Annotated in this window: 12 protein-coding genes; 6 read left to right on the forward strand and 6 right to left on the reverse strand. The window is 52.8% G+C overall.

Annotation, left to right across the window (positions count from 1 at the left end):
- The first annotated feature begins 13 nt into the window (after positions 1-13).
- Positions 14-1,246, forward strand: coding sequence for a winged helix DNA-binding domain-containing protein (locus KJ970_07685; protein ID MBU2690796.1), 1,233 nt, complete (start codon positions 14-16; stop codon positions 1,244-1,246).
- A 4-nt stretch (positions 1,247-1,250) separates the two neighbouring features.
- On the opposite strand, the gene KJ970_07690 is transcribed toward KJ970_07685, so the two are convergent.
- The 4 genes from KJ970_07690 to KJ970_07705 all read right to left on the reverse strand — a co-directional run bounded on the left by KJ970_07690 (position 1,251) and on the right by KJ970_07705 (position 8,313).
- The gene (locus KJ970_07690) at positions 1,251-4,646 is read right to left on the reverse strand and encodes a tetratricopeptide repeat protein (protein MBU2690797.1); all 3,396 of its coding nucleotides are present in this window, start codon (positions 4,644-4,646) and stop codon (positions 1,251-1,253) included.
- Positions 4,647-4,708: 62 nt separating this feature from the next.
- Positions 4,709-5,503, reverse strand: coding sequence for a nucleotidyltransferase domain-containing protein (locus tag KJ970_07695; GenBank protein ID MBU2690798.1), 795 nt, complete (start codon positions 5,501-5,503; stop codon positions 4,709-4,711).
- A gap of 59 nt (positions 5,504-5,562) precedes the next feature.
- Positions 5,563-6,939, reverse strand: a complete 1,377-nt coding sequence (locus tag KJ970_07700) for a S41 family peptidase (GenBank protein MBU2690799.1) — start codon at positions 6,937-6,939, stop codon at positions 5,563-5,565.
- Positions 6,940-7,101: 162 nt separating this feature from the next.
- Positions 7,102-8,313, reverse strand: a complete 1,212-nt coding sequence (locus KJ970_07705) for a hypothetical protein (protein ID MBU2690800.1) — start codon at positions 8,311-8,313, stop codon at positions 7,102-7,104.
- Between the two features lie 252 nt (positions 8,314-8,565).
- Between KJ970_07705 and KJ970_07710 the strand changes: the two genes are divergently transcribed.
- The gene (locus KJ970_07710; protein ID MBU2690801.1) at positions 8,566-11,214 is read left to right on the forward strand and encodes a carbohydrate binding family 9 domain-containing protein; all 2,649 of its coding nucleotides are present in this window, start codon (positions 8,566-8,568) and stop codon (positions 11,212-11,214) included.
- Between the two features lie 24 nt (positions 11,215-11,238).
- Here KJ970_07710 and KJ970_07715 read toward each other — a convergent pair whose 3' ends face one another.
- The gene (locus KJ970_07715) at positions 11,239-12,492 is read right to left on the reverse strand and encodes a hypothetical protein (GenBank protein MBU2690802.1); all 1,254 of its coding nucleotides are present in this window, start codon (positions 12,490-12,492) and stop codon (positions 11,239-11,241) included.
- A 349-nt stretch (positions 12,493-12,841) separates the two neighbouring features.
- Here KJ970_07715 and KJ970_07720 point away from each other — a divergent pair, with 349 nt between their 5' ends.
- Positions 12,842-13,942, forward strand: coding sequence for a hypothetical protein (locus KJ970_07720; protein MBU2690803.1), 1,101 nt, complete (start codon positions 12,842-12,844; stop codon positions 13,940-13,942).
- A 69-nt stretch (positions 13,943-14,011) separates the two neighbouring features.
- Positions 14,012-15,316: an NAD(P)/FAD-dependent oxidoreductase gene (locus KJ970_07725; protein ID MBU2690804.1), complete on the forward strand. Its 1,305-nt coding sequence runs from the start codon at positions 14,012-14,014 to the stop codon at positions 15,314-15,316.
- Between the two features lie 51 nt (positions 15,317-15,367).
- Here the strand turns inward: KJ970_07725 and KJ970_07730 are convergent, their stop codons facing one another.
- The gene (locus KJ970_07730) at positions 15,368-17,203 is read right to left on the reverse strand and encodes a T9SS type A sorting domain-containing protein (GenBank protein ID MBU2690805.1); all 1,836 of its coding nucleotides are present in this window, start codon (positions 17,201-17,203) and stop codon (positions 15,368-15,370) included.
- Between the two features lie 325 nt (positions 17,204-17,528).
- On the opposite strand from KJ970_07730, the gene KJ970_07735 reads away from it, so the two are divergent.
- Together KJ970_07735 and KJ970_07740 are read left to right on the forward strand one after the other, a co-directional pair.
- Positions 17,529-19,685, forward strand: coding sequence for a winged helix-turn-helix domain-containing protein (locus KJ970_07735; GenBank protein MBU2690806.1), 2,157 nt, complete (start codon positions 17,529-17,531; stop codon positions 19,683-19,685).
- A gap of 19 nt (positions 19,686-19,704) precedes the next feature.
- On the forward strand, positions 19,705-21,087 hold the full coding sequence (locus tag KJ970_07740) for a hypothetical protein (protein MBU2690807.1): 1,383 nt from the start codon (positions 19,705-19,707) through the stop codon (positions 21,085-21,087).
- Positions 21,088-21,155 lie beyond the last annotated feature (68 nt).

The raw sequence follows: 21,155 nt of genomic DNA on the forward strand, positions 1-21,155 counted from the left end.
CAAGGAACCCTTTATGAAATCATTCACTATTCCACTTTCACTGGCCCGTCGCATGGCGCTCGACGCCCAAGGGCTCTACGGCGATTCGAAACATCCCAAAGGGAAGGAAGGGATTGCCCGGACCATTGAACACCTGGGCTATATTCAGATTGATACAATATCAGTCATTGAACGCGCGCATCATCACACTTTGTGGACACGCAAATCCGATTATCATTTCGAAATGCTTCACGAACTTCAGGCGGCGGACCGCCGGATCTTCGAGTATTGGGGGCATGCCGCATCTTATCTGCCGATGTCCGACTATCGGTTTTACAAACCCCGCATGAGAAGATTCGAACAGCCTAAAAGCGCGTGGGCGGCGCAGTGCATAAAAGAACATGGGCATCTGATGCAGGGAATCCTTAAACGAATCCGCGCAGAAGGCCCTTTGAGCTCCAAGGATTTTAAGCCGCCGGCGGATACAAAACGCGGGGACTGGTGGAGTTGGAAGCCGGCGAAAGTCGCCCTGGAGCTTCTTTTTTGGAAGGGCGATCTGATGATTTCGGAGCGCCGCCACTTCCAGAGGCTTTATGACCTCACCGAAAGAGTTTTGCCGGAGTCCATCGATACGCGGATACCGGATGATGATGAACTGGGCGATTTTCTCGTCCATCGCGCCCTCTCGGCCCATGGGGTCGCCCGGGAACGGGAAATTCGAGATCATATTCGCGGCGCGGAGAAGGGGATCATTTCAAAATCGCTGGCGCGTTCGGTCGATGCAGGCGATGTCGTGCCGGTTACTTTTGAGGGGGATCCGCAGAATCAGTATTTCGCCCTGCCCAAGATGATAAAGAGGGCTCAACGAATCAAACAGAGGGACCCCCGTCTCTTTTTACTTTCGCCGTTTGATAATTTCATTATCCAGAGAGAGCGACTGCAATCACTCTTTTCCTTCGACTACACCCTCGAGTGCTATGTCCCCGCAGCAAAGAGAAAGTACGGGTATTTCGTTCTTCCGATTCTCTGGGGAGAGGAATTCATCGGCCGCATCGATCCTGTCGCCGACCGAAAGGCGAAAAAACTGACGATCCGCAAAATGATCCTGGAGGCGGATCGTGGAAAAATCGGAGATTTCTTTCCCTGTCTGGCGAAGACGTTGGTTGACTTTTCCCGATTCAATCACTGCGATGAGATTCTAATTGAGAATATTAGACCAGCAGGCTTAAAACGCAGGCTTATGAAATTGATAAAGGGATATCAATAGAGTCTTAGTCGCCGCATAATAGCCGGGCGCTCAACTCAAGAAGTTCTTTGTCGGCATCTCTCACTGATTCCAGAATCGGCTCACTCATCGCCGGTCTGATAGCATTCCGTTCGCCGAGCCTGCGCCCGAGGGGACTGAGAACAGGATGATGGCGCACCATCTCCAGAATTTTCTCCGCCGATTCCCTGTTATCTTTATCGGGTACACCTTTTTCTATTTCAATATTTGCAATCTCGACCAGGCACTCGAGCCAGGTCGGCGTTTCCCTGTCTTCAAGCGAAAGATGGATCGCTCTCTTAAGAGATGATCGAGATTCTTGGTACCGCTGTTCCCTGAAAGCAAGGCGCGCCATCGCCAGATGCCCCCATGGATTTTTGGGTTGGAGTTCCCTATCAGGCACCAGAAAGACTGTCTGATCTCTATCGTCCGCTTCGAAAGGCTGCGAGGTTGCTACCTGTTGAAGATGAGAATGGGCTTCACCAAGATCGCCTTCAAAGATAAAGATATTCGCATAGAGGGAGCGCAGGATGCCCATCCACGATTCAGTACCGAGTGTTTCAGCGATGGGCAGAGCCTCATTCAAACAAAGCCGAGCCCTGGGGAAATCATCAAGTTCATAGTGGATGACGGCGATTTGCGCGAGCATTCGCATGATCCTCAGCCGGTTCCCTGTTTTGCGGGATCTCTGAAGACATCTTTCAAAAATCTGAAGGGCTTCAATGAACCGGCCTGTTTGCCGGGTGACATACCCCTGGCTCGCGAGACATGAGACAGCGCCGTCAGGATCAACACCTAACTTATCACGTATGCCCAGGCTTTCTTGAAAACGCCTTCCGGCCACATAATACATTTTGCGCTCTTCCGCCGCCCATCCCAGTATAAAGAGAGATAATGCGACACCCCAATGATCCCGAATTTGCCGGCGCAGCCGAAGACTCTGTCTTGCATAATTCAACGCCCTCCTAGGATCGACCGTTCGAAGAGAAAAGGAGAGCACCTCCAAAGAAAGAGCCATGCCCCATCGATCATCTTCAGCCTCAAAGATCGAAAGGCTCTTTAACAACTCCTTTTGAATTTCTTCAAGAGTTAACCATCGACCCAATATGACGGCAAGAATCGTCACAAAAGCGACATGTGTGTTTGAATTGGGTGCTTTAAAGCAATTTAAGCTCCTCTCAATAAGATCGCGACTCCGGTTGGGATCCAAAAACTTGTTAAACCAGCCTTGCGATGCAAGCAGAAGCCCGAACAGCGTGCGCTGTGTGGATCGGCTTCGCTTATTTATCAATTCCAGGGACTCTCCACTGATATCAGCGCCTTCTTGATATCGATTTTGAATGTCATAGAAAAGAAATATCCCCAGAAAGGCTTTCGTCATGAGAGCGAATAACCCGTCTTTCGCGGCATGAAGCCAGGCAACCCTGATATTCCCGCCCTCTCTCGCCAATGCTTCGAGATATTCCTTTTGTTCCGGTCCCTTCAGTTTTACACCGGCTTCCACCAGTTTATTGAGGTAAAAACGGGTATATCGGTCTATTGTGGCTCTATGTTCTCCGGCATCGCTCTCTAACTTCTCACCGGCATATTGCCGCAGCACCTCATGAATCTGGTATTGTTCATGGCCTGCCGGGAGCAGCAGGGACTTATCAATTAGACTCCTCAATGTCAGGATCGAACATCCCGAGATCTTTTCCGCCGCTTCACGAGCAAAGGTTCCATGAAATACCGACAGCCGCCGGAAGCAGGTCTGTTCGTTTTTTGCTAAGATCCTCCAGGATTGCTCAAAAACATTCCGCAAGCTGCGGTGACGATCGGGAATGTTCTCGTGCCGGCTCACCAGAAAATCGAAATTTGAATCAAGTTCCTCGGCGATTTCATGACAGGTTAATGTTCTGACCCAGGTCGCGGCGAGCTCAATCCCCAATGGGCTCCCCTGAAGACGCCGGCAGACCCCGGCCACCGCCGCGAGGTCTTCCGGCGCCGGTGAGAACTCAACTCCCATACGATTCGCCGTCTGCACGAAGAGTTGTACGGCGCTATAAACTTCATATTGGGATGGTTCCGTCCCCGGTTCGGGATAAGGCAAACCCTGCAAATCCATCACCCACTCGCCCTGTAGGTGAAGGCGTTCCCGGGAGGTTCCAAGGACCTTTACGCCGGGGGCCTGCCGGATGATGCCGGCGATGACATCGACACTACCGACCAATTGTTCAAGATTATCCAAGACCAGCAACATCTGCTTTTCCCGGAGAAAATTATATAACAGAGATTTCCAGTGATCTGTTGTCAGACCCGCCTTTTTTAATTTGGCCTCCGATCGATGATAAAACGGCGCTCCAAGCGCTTTTAAAATAGAGGGGACAAGAAATTCCTTCGAATCAACCGCCGCCAATGGAACAAAATGAACTCCGTCGATAAATTTTCCCGCGATTTCGCCGGCTACTTTCGTGGCCAAGCGCGTTTTCCCGACGCCTCCGGATCCCACCAGGGTCAGCAGCCGCACCTGCGGCATAGCGAAAAGCTCATGAAGCTTTTTCAACTCCATTTCGCGGCCAAGAAACGGTGTCGGCGATTCAATAAAGTTTGTCGTTAAGATTCTATCGCGGCCTGAATCCGTTTTGATCCTATTATTTTCGAATACGATCTTGTCTCTGAGCGCCGTCGTTTCGGCGCTTAACGACATTCCCATTTCCTTTTTAAAAAGCCGTTCGCTCTTTTCAAATAAGTTCAAGGCCGCTCCGCGCCGCCCCAGGAGGGCATAAAGGGCCATCAGGCGGCGCAGTACCGATTCATTGAAGAAATCCAAGGACAACAATCGAACCGCATAATCAATCGCTCTATCGATTTGATTTTGTTTTTCATGAATCGAAATCAGAAATTTCAATATTCTTATGAGAGCGGCCCTGCACTTCTCTTCCTGGAACAACAACCATTCATCAAATGCAAAGTTGTCGCCAAGACCAAATCCGGCCAGGAAATGATCCCCGTACAATTCGGCCGCCTTTTCACAATGTGCCCTGGTGGCGGGCATCTCACCGGCGGCTTTGGAGCGTTTGGCCGCAGCTTCCACCTCATCGAAAAACACAGAAACATCAACCCACAAATCCACGCCGGGTCTGAGTTCGACACCCTCGTAATCCGCCTCCAGAAACTTACCAACGGGGCTTTTCTTCAGAATCCAAATGGCATTGCGGAGATAGGCGTGGGCTCTGGCGGCGTCGGTGTCGGGCCAAAGAAAGGCGGCCAACGCTTCACGCGTATGGCGGCGTTGCGTTACGGCCAAATAAGCGAGAAGCGCCAATGCTTTGCGGCGTTTAATGATAAACGGCTTTCCAGCATAAAGGACCCTTGGAGATCCCAATAGCAGTATCTTCACATCCGGCAAAGGACTCTCCAACACCCCGGCCTCCCTCTCCATGATTGTATACCATGAGAGGCCAAAGGGGAGATTTAAACTCGCGATCACTCCGGAGAGGGCAGCCCCCATTCGCTCCGGTCAAGGGCATCCAGCTGTTGCCTGAATCGGCCCACCGCTTGATGGTGCAGTTTCAATAGATGTTCGGGGGTTTGTGGATAGGCGAGGATTTCAATTTCCTTGCGCACATCATCGGGTAGATCCCGGTCCAGATACCGAAGGCTGTAATCGTACCGTTCCGGGCAGTACCGCATCCGCAACAATTCGACGAGGGGTTTCATCGTCAAAACCTGATAGGCCAAGGCGCTCTCTGCAATATGACGCCGGTGAACACCGCGGGTCACCAGTGGCTGCAGCAGGGGAAAGGTGACCCGAAGATCGGCCAGCCTCTTTCCCATCTTCTCCCGATGCGCTTTCCAATCCAGTGAGGGAGGCTCCAGCAGCACCCCCCGATCAAAAAGAATCAGCGGTACGCCATGACGTTCGGGCTCCAGAAGACGGTCCTGAATACTCTTCTTCATCACGACAAAATCCAACATGTGATTTGGATCCGTCCCGCGCAGACGCAGTAACTCCTGTGAATGCCCATGCCAAGTTGGTTCTGGGAATCGGTAGCGCAATTCGGTCGGGGAGAGGTCATCCAAAATCTTGTGAACAAGATCAAATGTCTCCTCAACATGGTCATCTTCTACAATGACCTGCATATCAATATCCGAATACTCATCTGTCCGCCCCGAAGCATCGCTGCCCCCCAGCCAGGCGGCGAGAATTAGAGCGGAATCAGCAAGACCCTTGTGCAAGGTATCGATGATATCCTGCCGGGATATCTCAAATGTGGGCATGGTTGGCGCTCCTGGCTTCTATAGCCGCTGACCTCTCCTGCATTCTCCTAAATAAGTCATCAATCAGCTTCGGACCGCAATGACTCATCCTGTCGGCCATCGTTATAATGCCCGATGAGTTTGATGGGATCTCCAGCCTCATCAAGGACAACTTCGATACGGAAATAATCAGCCTCTTCAAAGCGAAAGAGTCGATCCCCCATCGGAATGGCGGCCAACTTGGACCGTCCCTCCCTTTGGTAATATAGCTGTCCCTCTTCGACCGTCAATCGCCGGGGGCCATAAACGCCGCTATACGATTCGAGAACCGAGACATCGATGGCCACCGGATGTAGTTGTGATTCAAGCCTGACCAGATTCCAATCGGCCAGAAAAATGGCATCCTCATCCGTTTCATGTTCCTTTATCTTTTGCAGCGCCAGCATATACGCATAGTCCAGCGCTTCCTTCTCCGGCACCACAAGATCCGGGGCGACTCCTGTACCCTCCCAATTCGTGCCGCTGATCGGGTTAATCGCCCGGCCATAAGGCACTCTGAGCATGACATTCAGTTCGGGGTAAAGCGCCGGCGCCACCGGATGGGCGCCGCCTCCGGTCGTATCACCGACGATTGTGGCCCGTTCCAGATTCTTGAGGTTATAGCTGAACTCCTCGGCTCCTGAAAATGTATATCCGCTTGTCAGGACATAGAGATCGGTGTCGGGCATGCGAGGCCCTTCAACATAAGCAGCCGTCCAAAATTGTTTGGTCGTGCCGCTCTGCCGGATATAGAAACTGTTCAGGTGTACCGGCTCTTCAAAGAAATAACCGGTGATGAGCTGGATCAAACTTGGATCACCGCCCCCGTTGTTGCGTAGATCTATGATCAGGGCCTTGCAGTGAGCCAGAAAATTCATGGCGGCGATAGCCGTCGGACCGGCGTATTCCGCACCAATAAAGCTGTCGAAACGAAGATAGCCGATATTGCCTGGAAGTATCTCGACCTTCTTAAAGTCGAAGTTTGTCCGGGCAAGTTCCGTCATCCGGCGGGCCTGTGCATCCTCCGGCTCTCGTTCGGCCGTCATCTCCGCCATTCGTTCGGGATCGATATACCGGACGCCCAGATGAAGATCATGGCTGATCGATTGCAGATCCTCGGTGAGGATCCTGGCAAACTCGGCCACCGTCACCAGGTCATCATAGTCGCCATTCTTCAACCGGTCGCGCAGATGCCGCTCCATTTTCTCAGCGACATCGAGAAAGATATAGGTCTTATTGAGGTCGGCGCTGATGGAGTCAATGATCGCCGCGCGCTTGGCCGCATCGGCCGGCACATCTTCCGGCATCCGGCCCGCCTGAGCCCATCCCTTCGAGAGAGTCGCCAGGATGAGGGCCAGGATGAGGAAGCCGAGGTAACGGGATCCAGGACAACTTCTACCCATCTTCGTGAAGGCCATTTATTCCTCCGCTGTCTATAATTCCATTAAACACAATAAGATGCGCCTTATGTCCGGAGGTTTAATCATCTCCCACCGGAGGAGACGCCCGCTTCTCTCCCTGGCCTATAATACGATTATTTATGTTAGTTGTTACCTAATAAAACGACTCAGGGAGACGCCTCACTTCATCCTGTAGCAGATTACTTCCATTGGACCGGCTTCCTCCTCTTCGCTGAAGGAGACGCCCCGCGCATCCATGCTGGAAAGCCTCGCCAGCACCAATCCCTTGATCAATAAAACCCGCCCGTCGTTGAGAAACTCCAATCCGTCAAAGGCGGGATCGCCTTCACAAGCAATGGAGATTTCCTGCTGGTATTCACCGTTGGAATTGAAGAGGTCATAGGTCAACAAAATCCCATCGGGTTGTTCCCGTCCGCTTCGGCTATGCTGCACCCAAAGGGCGCCGTCATCCATGACATGCATTGCTGTAATGGCTGGATCATTCGGCTCCACGTCGCGTGTTGTTTCGAAAGGTAACTGCGCTGCCCAGGTATCAAAGAGGGTGTTCCACCGGCGCAGATCCCGCGCATCCCGCTTCCACGCCGTGTATTCCCTTTCAATGGTTTTCACGAGAGTGCCGTCAGGCAAATAGACCTCAATTTTATAACGATCCCGTTCCGGTGCGACATATACTTTTCCGTCCGGACCGACCGTGTTGGCGAAAAAGAATCCCGGCAAAAGGTCCCTTTCGACCATACTTCCTTTTTGAAAATCGAGAAGGGTATGGGCTTCTTTGAAGCGAGCGATCTCTTTCCCCTCAATATCCAGGCTGCAGAGGTATTGAATGCGGGCTTGTCCCGTTTCATTGGGAACCGAATGCTGCCCGGCCAATAGCAATGTTCCGCCGCGGCACTTGCTTCCCATCGAAGCTGTAAAACCGGTCTGCGGTCCGTCATCACCGCCGATTTCAAGCGTCGGCCGCGGTTCCCCGTCGACAGTGAGCCGGATAAATTTTCCCGGAAACAATTCCAGTATGCCGATCGTCTTATCCGGCAACATTACAAGATTCATGGGGCGCCGGACTTCACCGGGACCATCCCCCTCGCGGCCCAAGGTTCGCAGATGCTCCCCGTCGGGGGAAAAAACCTCAACGTGGCATAGCTGATGATCCAACAAATGTACGTTTCCATTCTCTTCTGTCTGAACATCGATGAGCAGCCCGAAAAGAATATCGTCATCTTCCCCGCCAACACGCCAGAGTTCTTCCATCGCGACCGTCTTCGGCGGCAGCTCAGGTGTTGTGCTGTTGATGACATCCGCGCCGGACGCCGGAAGAGCCCCGCAGCAGGCGGCAAGCAAGAGGACCCATGCATGCCCGGACAGAATCTTCATTATCATCTATTGCTCCCTTGATAAATCCCTGATCGGCGATTCATTTATGATGTCTTCACCCCGGTTCTATGGGGTGCTCTTTTGGAATACGAAGTCGCCGGCGAAAAGGTTCTCCCCGCTGCGCTGATCCGGGAAAACCACCTTTTCGCAACCAATCCGCCGCATATGACGTCTTATGAAAAGAGGAGGGGGCTTCATCGAATGTAGACTGAGGCGCCGGGTCCACAACTCTCATGATTAGAGGATGTTTCCATGAAAAGGTCTCAGGCCGCTCTGCATCTATTTCTTACTCTTCTCATGATTCTGGCGGCAGTGCCGCTTCGCGCTGATGAGAAACGGGTCTGTACAACCCGCCGGATTGATGCTGAGTCCCCGGTCATTGACGGCCGGATCGATGAGCCCGTTTGGGATACGGTCGAGTGGTCCGGTGGATTCAGACAGCATTCTCCCTATTTTGACAAGGATCCCCACCAAGAGACGGAGTTTAAGATTCTCTATGACGATGAGGCGCTCTATGTCGCCTTTAGGGCGTGGGACACCGAGCCGGATGAGATGACCTGCCGGTTGGCCAGGAGGGATTGGTTTCCAGGTGATTGGGTCGAGATTGAGATCGACAGCCGGCATGACCGGCGTACCGGTTTTTCCTTCACCACCAGTCTCTCAGGGACCCGTGGTGATGAGTTCATTTCCAAAGATGGAAGCGATTGGGACGCTGATTGGAATCCCGTATGGACGGCGAGAACCGCGGTCGACGAACAGGGCTGGACGGCCGAAGTCAAAATACCTCTGAGCCAGTTGCGGTACTCCAACGAAGAAGAACAGGTTTGGGGGATTCAGGTCATGCGGCGCCTCTTTAGGAAAGAAGAGAGGTCGACCTGGCAGCCCGTCTCTCAAGATGATCCGGGTTGGGTGAGTCTGTTCGGAGAATTGCACGGGATTAAAGGTCTGCACCCGCCGCGCCGGATTGAACTGCTTCCCTACGCCATGCTGAATCACGAACGCTATGAAGAAGAAGCCCCTAATCCCTATGCCACAGGAAGCGATGAGGATTACGATTTGGGATTGGACGGCAAGATCGGCGTAACAAATGATCTCACGTTCGATTTTACAATTAATCCTGACTTTGGCCAGGTTGAAGCCGATCCCTCCGAAGTCAACCTCACCGAGTTTGAAACCTACTTCAGCGAGAAACGCCCCTTCTTTATCGAGGGAAGCAATATCTACAATTTCCAAATCGCCCCGGCCATTACAGGTGGATCGTTCACAAGCGATAATCTTTTTTACTCCCGCCGTATCGGACGACAACCTCACGGCCGCCCGGCATTGATCGATAATGAATACGCCGATCTCCCGGACAACGCCACCATTTGGGGAGCGGGAAAGCTCTCCGGCAAGACGACGGGTGGATTGTCCATCGGTATCATGGAGGCTGTCACTGCGGAAGAACGCGCGGAGATCTCGGGGGTCGGCGGCAAGCGCAAGGAGAGTGTTGAACCTCTGACAAATTATTTTGTCGGGAGGCTCGAACAAGATCTCAGGGAAGGAGCGACCACCTTCGGCGCGATGCTGACGGCGACGCATCGAGACATTTCCAACCACGAGCTTTTCTATCTTCATGATGCCGCTTATGGAGGCGGCCTGGATTTGACACATAAATGGAATGATCGCTCCTACTACATCAGCGCGACCGCTCTCTTCAGCCGTGTCAGCGGGGATGAATCGGCGGTCTATTACGACCAAGTCTCTTCGGCAAGGTACTATCAGCGGCCCGATGCCGATTATGTTTCACTGGACACGACCCGGACATCTCTTGCGGGGCACGCTGGATCTATTCGTCTTGGGAAGCGGAGTCAAGAACATTTCCGTTTTGAAACAGGTGCGGCTTGGCGTTCCCCGGGGTTCGAAATCAACGATCTTGGGTATATGCGCTCGGCGGACGAATTCAATCAGTTTACATGGATTGGCTATCATTTTAATGATCCATTTTCAATATTCCGAAGATTGAGTTTCAATGGGAATCAATGGACGAACTTCGACTTCGGCGGATCAAACACATCGAACAGCTTTAATGTAAACTCTAGTATGACATTTAAGAGCAACTGGAGCGCCTATGCAGGATTGACATGGACTCCCGATTATATTTCGAATACCGCACTAAGAGGAGGGCCCTCGTCAAAATGGCCGGGTGAATTGTCTTATAGCTTCAACGTGAGTTCCGACAGCCGCCGCAGAATCGATTCCGCCCTGGGGGCGAACGGCGACAGGGGCGGCGACGATTATTACTCCCGCCACCAGGTCTGGGCTGATCTGAATATCCGGCCCACGGATGCCGTCAGTATAGGCATCAGTCCTTCGATGACAAAGATTGACAATGAATTGCAATATATCGATCTGGCCTCCTTCAATGGCGATAGCCGCTATATCTTCGGTAAAATGATTCGAAAGACGGCCGCCATGACACTCCGGATTGACTACTGCCTGACCCCCTCGCTGACCATTCAATTCTATGGGCAACCGTTTATTTCAACCGGCGAGTTCAGCGACCTCAAACGGATAACCGATCCCCGGGCGGATAAATACACGGATCGCTACCACACCTTTATCGACGGCGTGGAAATCACCCGATCAAATGGTGGGAATTTCTCTGTTGACGAGGACCAAGACAGCCGGACCGATTACACTCTCGGCAATCCCGATTTCAGCTTCAAGGAATTCAACTCCAATCTGGTGCTTCGCTGGGAGTTCCGGCCCGGCTCCACATTATATCTTGTATGGAACCAGGGCCGGTCAACATCCGATTCAAATGGTGATTTCTCACTGGGTGGCGACACAAAAGATCTTTTTAATGTTCACCCTCGCAACATCTTTCTGTTTAAAATCTCCCGATGGTTTTCCCTCTAGTGATTCAGAAGCAGAGAGGGAGAATCAAGTACTAATCCTATAACAGATAACTTCCAATTCCACCGGCTCCTTGGCCTCTTCTTCATCAGAAGCGCCCGTCATTCCTCGGACAGCGTCGTTGAATCCCTTCACGAGGATCATTCGCTCATCATCCAGAAATATGACCCGGTCGCTTTCGGCATTCCCTTCACAGGCGACCTCGGCTTGATGGATAAAATTCCCATCGGCGTCAAAAACATCAAAGGTCTGCATGACTCCCTTTGGCTGGGCATGCGTCCCGCGCGGAGTCAGCACCCACAATTCGCCGTTGTCAAAAACATAAAGGCTTGAGATGCACTCAGCATAATCCTCAGCTATAATGTCAAACTGAATCCGCTCGCCGTTAACGATCGCGACCAAGTTCTGCCCGACACGGCCCTTTTCTTCCGCCGTCCGCTTGAGGGGCTCGAACTCCCTTTCGATGACCCGGACACGCCGGCCGTCCGGGGCATAAACGGTGACGGCATACTGGTCCCGTGACTCCGCCGTAAATATCTTTCCATCAGGTCCCAGCGCCCAGCCTCCGGGGCTGGCAAAATATTCATCCTTCTCCACAAATCTCCGGCTCACGACAGGGTCCGGGCCGGAATCCTCAATGATGCGATGCTTCTCATTTCCATTGAACTCGACCGCGGCGATAAAACGAACACGGTTCATTCCTTGCGGAACCCGCTGCAATTGACGGCCGGAGATCGCCATATAGGAGCCGCGGCAAGCCAAATTATCCAGGAAAAAGAAGGAATCGGATCCGGGATCGCCGCCATCAAACTCGATCGAGCTTCCAGGTGTTCCATCGGGATTCAACACCACGACGCCGCTGGGCATCAGCTGGCCGACGCCGATCCGGCCGTCCGGCAGAATGATCAGATTCGCCCCGCGCCGGAATTCACCCGGGCCATCACCTTCCCGGCCGAGCGTCCGGATATAGGTTCCATCCGGCGCATAGACCTGAATCTGGGAAAGCTGGCGATCCAGCAGGTAAACATTTCCGTCTTTGTCAGTCACCGCCTGCGAGATGACACCCAAAAGAATCTCGTCATTACTGCCAATCCGCCATTGCTCCTGACATTTCAAGGTCTCCACCCCGGAGGCGGGCTTATCTTGGTTGCGGACATGAACGACACCGTCGACGAGCGTTTCTTCGCCGGCTCCGGCGGGTCCGGACCCGGCCAGGCCCATCAATAGAGTCATCAGGAGTACAATGATTGCCTGTAGAAAAAGATCTCCTAGGTTCTTCACGTCTCTTTCCTTTCTGGGGACACTTCACCACACATTCTATAAAACACATCTCATAGGTCACGGCTAACATCACACACCATCTAACGCAAACGATCAGCAAAAGATATGCCCCGCAGCAATGGCATCATAACACCTTGTTTTGCAATGGGATAGAGACAAGTGTCTTTCCCCGCGCCATCCCACGGCCCTCACATTTTTCCCATATGAGGAGCGCCGGATATGGGTCCCGGCCTCAAATGGGGAGATTCCCATTCCCATCCACCATGACATTTGCGAGACTTTGGAAAGGAGCCATCAAAAATCTAAAAACACCAAGCGAATGAACACAACCTGAACTCGGATGATCATAATGAAAGCAAGACCGCCGGTCCTTTTACTGATTTTTGTCAGTCTCTTGTTGATCAGTCCGCATCGCTCTTGCCCCCAATCTAATCCCGTCGACGCCGGACAGCCTCTCACGCGATCCGATATGATCCTCAATGCCGATGAATATGCCAGGGTTCATTGGACACTGCGGGAAATCAATCTCACCGGGACCAACTGCGGGGGCGGCTTCTTGAGCGAATACGAGACCGGCCCGCGCATCGGCATGGCATATAAATACGGCGGATGGGATCGGGTGCCGGACTTCTTGAAAATGCTGGATGAGGGTTATGGGGCCGGAACGGGTGCGGGGGCCCGTGTCTACGAACACTATTCGCAGGATTGTGTGACCGGTATTTCATGCACCGGGCTCGTCTCCAGGGCTTGGAACCTGAAAAGCAAATATACATTGAATTACGAGGATCCACGGATCCCGAGAAAATTCCAGGAAATTGCAAGTGAAATACCTGATGTCGACCTTCGCGAAGGCAGAACGGCGTTGCTGAGAAAGGGCGATGCCCTCATCAATAAATCACATATCATCCTTTTTATCTATGAGACAAAAGATAAACAGCCAAAGGTCATCGATTCCACTCGATCCGGCGTCCATTTTCACAAAACAACCTGGGGACGGCTGGCGAAGGAGGGCTATCGCGCCATTCGCTATCATCACATCGTCGAAGTCGGTGATCCCGCCGGCACAGCCACAAACCCGGTGGAAATTTCATCCGAGGATTTTCCCTTGCGGTTCAGCGGCAATACACGGGATTTCGTATCAATGGAATTTGATTCCTATGACATCAATCCGGCAAGAGTTGAACAAGGCCCTGAAAGCATTTTCAAGCTTAAGATGGATCAACCCGGTGTCGTTGTCATGAATGTCACCGATTTCAAAAGTGAAGATATTGATAACAACATCTATTTGTTGGACTCACTCAACAAAGATGAAAACCTGATGGCGACGCATTGCATCAATAGCGGGGACATCACTCTTTCAAGTCCTCTGAATTCCGGAATATATTATATAGTCGTTGACAGCGGCCCCGATCTTCCCGGAGAATTTGTTCTTACAATCGATTATCGCTGAGGGCCCTTTGAGTACAGGCATTAAGTACAGATATCAATGCGCGGTCTTTGCCGCCCAAGGTCGTACCGCATGAAATCCGGCGCAACATCTCCAAATAGGGTTGTCATCATCGGTGGCGGTGCCGCCGGTCTTTTCGCCGCCGGCCGCGCCGCCGAACTCGGCGCCCGGGTTCTACTTCTTGAGAAGATGCCTCATCCCGGCATGAAATTGAATATTACCGGCAAGGGGCGGTGCAATGTGACCAATATGGCCCCCACCGCGGAATTTATAACGCACTTCGGACGCAACGGCCGGTTCTTGCGCCAAGCGCTCTCCCGGTTCTCCAATGCGGATCTCGTCGAATTTTTAGAACAAAAGGGTGTTCGTTGCGTCACCGAACGCGGAGACAGAGTTTTCCCGGCGAGCAATAGAGCTGAAGAGATAACCAGCGCTCTGACATATTGGCTAAATGCTCATGGCGCGGAAATTCGCACCCTCGCGACGGTTTTGGGCATTGCCACGAAGGATCAAAGGGTTTCAGGTGTTACCTTCTGCGCCACGCCATACGGAAAGGCGCCGGCGACGCTGATACGCGCGGCGGATTCCAAGACGGCGCCCGCGGATAGCGTCATCCTTGCCACCGGGGGCGCCTCCTATCCCGCAACCGGATCCACCGGCGATGGATACGATTTCGCCGAGGAAACCGGTCATAGAGTCATTCCGGCGCGTCCGGCGCTTGTGCCGCTCGTGACATCCGGCCCAACGGCCAAGCGGCTTCAGGGTCTAAGCCTGAAAAATGTAACAGCGGCTCTTCTAGTTGACGGTGAAAAGCGGCGAAAATTGCTCGGGGAAATGCTATTTACACATTTCGGCCTTTCCGGTCCGATCATTCTCACTTTGAGCCGTGAGGCTGGAGACGAGCTCAAAGACGGAAAGAAGGTTGAGATTTCAATCGATTTAAAGCCGGCCCTTGATGAATCAAAACTCGATGCAAGGCTGATCCGGGAATTCCAGGCTCAAAACCGCCGGCAATTTCAAACCATCCTAAAGACACTTCTTCCTCAAAAACTCATCCCGGTTTGTATCGACCTCACAAAAATTCCCGCCGACAAACAGGGCCACCATATCACAGCCGGGGAACGGAATCGCCTGTGCGGTTGGCTCAAGAATTTCAAATTCGAGGTTCTTCGAACCCGATCGTTCAAGGAAGCCATTGTCACGGCAGGCGGTGTCGATCTTAAACAAATCGACCCGCGAACGATGGAATCCAAGCTGATCAAAGGCCTCTTCTTTGCAGGTGAAGTCATCGATCTGGACGGTGACACGGGCGGGTTCAATCTTCAGGCCGCCTTCTCAACCGGATGGGTCGCAGGAAGTTCCGCGGCGGGTGGATAGGCCACCCCACCGGCTGCGATCCGGTGGGATGGCCCGTCCTTCACCCGATTCTTATTCAACGACGACGAGGCGGCGGCTCCATCGTTCAATCCCATTGTCGATGAGGCAGAAATAGACGCCCGACGCCAGTTTCGGCAACTGGATTTGGTGGCGGCCGGCCCTGAAGCTTCGGTCAGCCATTGTTTTTTGGAGACGCCCGCGGGCGTCAATGATATCCAGACGCAGGGATTGATCTTTTAGAATTGTAACATCGATAGGCGATCGGGCGCGCAGCGGATTGGGGACATGCCATTGAATCGAGTCTGATCGGGAAGAATTTTCCCCCCGAACATCCGCTGGAAGGTCCCAGTGAATCGAAAAATCCTCCAGCACGGGGGACAATGCGGGGTCGGTTGTCTGCAGAAGAACCTTGTACTGGAAGTACCGATCCATCATTTCCGTCAGATCCCCCGGGCTACTGATGGCGGCCGACCAATCCCCCAAATCTCCCGGATCATCTGAACTTCTTACCTGGAAACTTAGATCGGTGCCGGCCGGTTCCTTGATTGTCCAATCGATATCGGCCGCGAGCGGATCGCTGTAGAGATCCAGAACAGAACTCTGCAGCTCACCGGCAGGCTTGAATTCGGTGACCTTCCACCAATTGATTTCTCCGGAAGTATGCGCCGATCCAATGATTTCAAGGGATCCATCTCCGTCGACATCCGCCGGGAAGGCCGTCAGAGCCGAGGGGTACGTTTCCGTCAGGATATGTTTGGTCCATGTAACCGATTCAGTGCCGCTGTTCTGGTACCAATAGATGGCATTCACAAGGGCGCCCACCGCCACGACATCCAGGAAACCATCACCATCGATGTCCGCGATGTATGTATAATGTCCTCCATAACATTCGACATCTATGCCATTCAGCGTCCAGGTGATCGGATCATCCCCTCCATTTTTCCACCAATGAAGCTGGCCGTCCCAAGCGGCGGCGACAATATCAAGAAGACCGTCATTATCAATATCGCCGAAAGTGGCGTAACGGCAGCCCGTCATGGTGTTGCTGATAAGCTGCTCGCTCCAGACAATGGGATCGCCGCCTTCATTGAAGAAGAGCGAGACCTCGTTGTGATTGGCCGCGGTGCCGACAACATCAATGTCCCCGTCATTATCCACATCGCCGCCGAACGCCGAGTGGGCTCCACTAAAGCCCGGGCCGATCATGAGACGGGTCCAGACAATCGGATCGCCGCCGTCGTTCCGCCACCATCCGATAAACTGGCTTGTCCATGATGTACTGATCACATCCGGATCTTCATCCCCATCCAGATCGGCGACAAAGACGTTGCAGGGAACCCACAGAGAATAATCGATTATGAATTTCGTCCAAACAATCGGATCCCCGCCATCGTTTCGCCACCAAGCCAACTTGTTGCCCGGGGTCTGCGCCGTACCCACAAGATCAATATCGCCGTCCATATCAAAATCAGCGGGATGAACCGCCGTCCCGCCCTCGAAATCATCGTCGATGATCTGCTCAACCCAGGTCACCGGATGTGTGCCCTGATTGATCCAGAGGATGACTTTCGCAGCGGTGTCTGTTGTTCCAAAAATATCCATATCGCCGTCATGGTCAAAATCAAACGAGTAAATCCCATAGACACAGGTCAAGGGAGGACGAACCGGTGTCATCTGAGGTGTTGAAAGCAGTACTGATGAGAGGGCAAGCTGGCCGGGTATGGACCGCCAGGAAATGTCCGACGATGCCGCAAAACCCGCGCCCCAGCTATGAACAGGACCCGGTTCCACGCCACCGGCGCACCAATCCGTCTGTACGGCATCATTCGCCGTCACACCGGCAGAGAACAAAGATAGGAATGCGGCAATGCATACAACCGCGCGCATGAAGACCTCCTTTTGACTGGCTGGCGACACCGGCGCGCTCGACTTGAGACGAGCCGGCCTCGATATTCAACCCCCTGAGAAAACAGCGCCCGTTTCACCCATTAAAGTCATTCCAGTCTCTCAAGACCTGAACGGAACCTTCAGAAAACCTAAAGAGTGACAAAAGATTTCTAACATGCTATATGTCAACGAGATGGATTCTCCCTCCGGCCCATACCCGATCAAAAAAATCCAAACTCCATCTCTGGAAATCGGCCGAGGCAGGGAATAGAATAGGATCAGATGAATCGCCGGGTTGGGGGGATCGAGGGAGAGCGAGAGCCGAATGGACAATCCGGGTAAACCATTGCCGCATCGCCCCGCGGCTGTCAGCCCCTTCTACCTTAACGAATACTTCATTCAGCCCTCACTGAACCGGGTGACGATTAAGGAAGAGATCCAACAAATAGAACCCCGCATCATGCATGTCTTGGTCTGTCTTGCCGACCGCCCCGGTGAAGTTGTCTCACGCGATGCTCTGCTTCAGGCGGTCTGGGGTGATTCTATCGTCGGTGAGGAAGCGATCACCGTCGCCATTTCGGAATTGCGCCGGATTCTGAAAGACAACACCAAGTCCCCCCATTATATCGAGACGATTCGCAAGGGGGGATACCGTCTGATCACCGAGGTGAGGCATGCTGAAGCGGATCAGCCGCCGCCCCGAACAGCGGAGGTTAACGCACGCCCGCGAACCGTTCCTCCGGCATTCGATAAAAGAGAGGTCTCCAAATCAAGACCATGGTTGATCTGGGCGCCGGCGATCATCCTGGCGATCCTCTCCATAGCCATCATTCAGCAGTGGCGCAAAGGGCCTCCGGCTGAACCGGCGATCCTCAAGGGGAGGCCTTTCACAAGCTATCCAGGAAACGAGATGTATCCGGCGCTGTCGCCCGATGGAAAACAGGTGGCTTTTGTCTGGGCGGGTGAAGATGGAGATAATTATGATATTTATGTTAAACAACTGGACACGGAGACCCCTTTAAGATTGACCGACAATCCGGCGGATGAATCGTATCCGGCTTGGTCCCCTGACGGCAATACAATTGCCTTCGTGCGCTATGGAGAGAGAGCAGGAATCTATATAAAACCGGTCCTGGGCGGATCAGAACGCAGGTTGTCTTTTATCGAGAACTCCGTCGGCGGATTGGATTGGTCGCCCGACGGACGGTGGATCGCCTTTTCGGCGGCGGCGGACCCCAAAGAGCCCTATCTCATCGCCCTTCTTTCCCTCGAGACAATGGAGATTAAATATCTAACCTTCATCCAGGAGGAGTTTACCTGCGATTCCTGGCCGGCCTTTTCTCCGGACGGCAAAACAATAGCCTTTATTCGCGCCGGCTATAGCGCCCAACGGGATATCTTCCTGATTCCCACGGGAGGCGGAACCGAACGGCGGCTGACGCGATTTCAACATAGTATCCAGGGGCTCGATTGGACATCGGACGGGAGGAGTCTTGTCATCGCGGCGGCTCCATCGGGACACTTTTCATTATGGCGCGTCACCATAGACAATGGAGCCCTCGCCTGGCTGCCGACCCACAGCGCTACCGTTGCTAATCCCTCTATCGCCGTGAAAGGCGCAGGACTTGTCTTCGAGGAGCATATATTCGATTGCAATATTTGGCGCGTTCCAATGACACATCCGGATGCATGCGGCGTTTCCGGCCCCTTTATCTCATCCACCAGGACCGACTGTCAGGCAAGATATTCTCAAGACGGCGGGCGCATTGCATTCATCTCTTCTCGTTCAGGAAGCCGGGAAATATGGATATGCGATGCGGATGGAAAACGACCGCGCCAGCTCACGAACTTTAACGGCGCTTTCATTATGGAACCCAGATGGTCTCCGGATGGAAACCGTCTGGCCTTCACGGCTATGCCCGAAGGAAACGCCTCGGTTTATATCATGGAGATCGACAGCAGCCTGCCGAAGCTTCTCACCCACGACAACCATAACGAAACCAGGCCCTTTTGGTCCAGTGATGGAGAGCATCTTTATTTCACGCGAGAGGATGCAGGAAGATGGCAGATCTGGAAGATGGACCAGGAGGGGAAAAGCCGGGTTCTTGTGACTGATGACGGGATTGAAGCTTTCAAGGAATCGGAGGACGGTCTCTATCTTTATTATTGGCGGCCTCTGGATTTCTGCATCTGCAGGCTGTCATTAATTGATGGCGAAAGAACCTGTTATACCGATGGAAAGGTTCTTTCAAACTGGAATTGTTACACCCCCACTCCAAAAGGGGTCTATTCGATTCAACGAAAACCGGGATACAGTCTTTTGGTCTTCTACGATTATTCTACATGTCAGACCGATTCCATTCTCGCCTTGAATGAAAAACGATACATTGACATCGATATCTCCCCAGATGGGCAGTACCTGCTCTATAGTGGAAATGAAAAATATGAGAGAGATCTCATTCTGGTGGAGGATTTTCGGTAACTGAGATGGAGGGGAACTCATGATTTTACGAACACCCACCGGGTCTTCCAAGCAGACCGGGATTGCCGGAATTCGCTTCGCGGCTCCGGTGCTGCTGGTGTTTATGTTTTGCCTCACAATGATTGGCTGTACAACCGGCCCGAAAGGTCCCGGCGCAGATCTCGAAAATTCGCGACCGCTCACCGAAGAACAACGGCGGCTCAATATCGAATCCTTCGAATATATATGGCAGACCATTAATGATAAATATTGGGATCCCGAAATGGGGGGGCTGGATTGGCAGTCGATACATGATGAGCTTTATCCATCGATCGAGAAGGCCAAGACAATGGAGGAAGCCCGCCAGCCCATGTTTGAATTGGTTTCAAAACTTGGAAAATCCCACTTCCAAATCTTTCCTGCCGATCTTTATGAAGATATCAATCCCGATGGAACGGTTGATAAAGGCGACGGCGCCACGGGCATGCACATACGCGTCGTTGACAAACAGGCATTGGTTGTCTCGGTTGAGCCTTCTTCTCCCGCCGGCCAGCTCGGCATCCGTCCGGGTTGGGAGATTCTCCGTATCGGCGGCATTGAAATCCGGCCAAAACTGGAAGAGCTGTTCGAGAAATTCGGAGATAAGACTTTTGATGATTACATCTATAGCGGCGCCATCGATTCGAGACTGCATCGACAGATTGGGGACACCGTTTCAGTTCAGTTCCTTGACGGGCGGAACAACAAGAAGGATCTCGAGATCGTACTTGCGGAAGCCAAGGGGAAGAGGGCTCAATTCGGCAATCTGCCCGCGACGCATGTTTGGGTTGAAACAAAGCGGCTCGATGAAAACATCGGCTATATCGCCTTTAATTTTTTCCTGGATCCAATGCTTGTTATGATGAGTGTAAATACGGCGATGGATGAATTTCAGGATTGCCGGGGGATCATCATCGATCTGAGAGGAAACCCTGGAGGGATCGGATCGATGGCGATGGGCATTGCCGGGTGGTTTATCGATGAGAAAGGATATCGTTTGGGCACCATGACAACCCGCGAAGGGGAGATAAAGTTTGTTGTCAGCCCACGGGCCCATACTTTTAACGGGCCTTTGGCTGTACTCATCGACGGTCTCTCTGCATCAACATCAGAGATTCTCGCGGGAGGGCTCAGGGATCTGGAGCGCGCTCAACTCTTCGGCGAGCAGACCGCCGGCGCCGCGCTGCCTTCTATGATTGAAAAACTCCCCAACGGTGACGGATTCCAATATGCTATCGCGGACTATGTGTCGAAAAGCGGCGACACTCTCGAAGGCGCAGGCGTTCTTCCGCATGTTGAAGTCGTCCCAACGCGGGAAAAACTGCTTCAAGGCGGGGATCCGATCCTGGATTCCGCAGTGGACTGGATGCTGGAAACTCATTAAGCTGGATTGAAACCCACACACCAACCCGTTCCGGAGGTACTAGGATGAGATTCAACTCTCTGTTTTCA

The organism is Candidatus Eisenbacteria bacterium (assembly GCA_018831195.1).
GTDB lineage: Bacteria > Eisenbacteria > RBG-16-71-46 > CAIMUX01 > JAHJDP01 > JAHJDP01.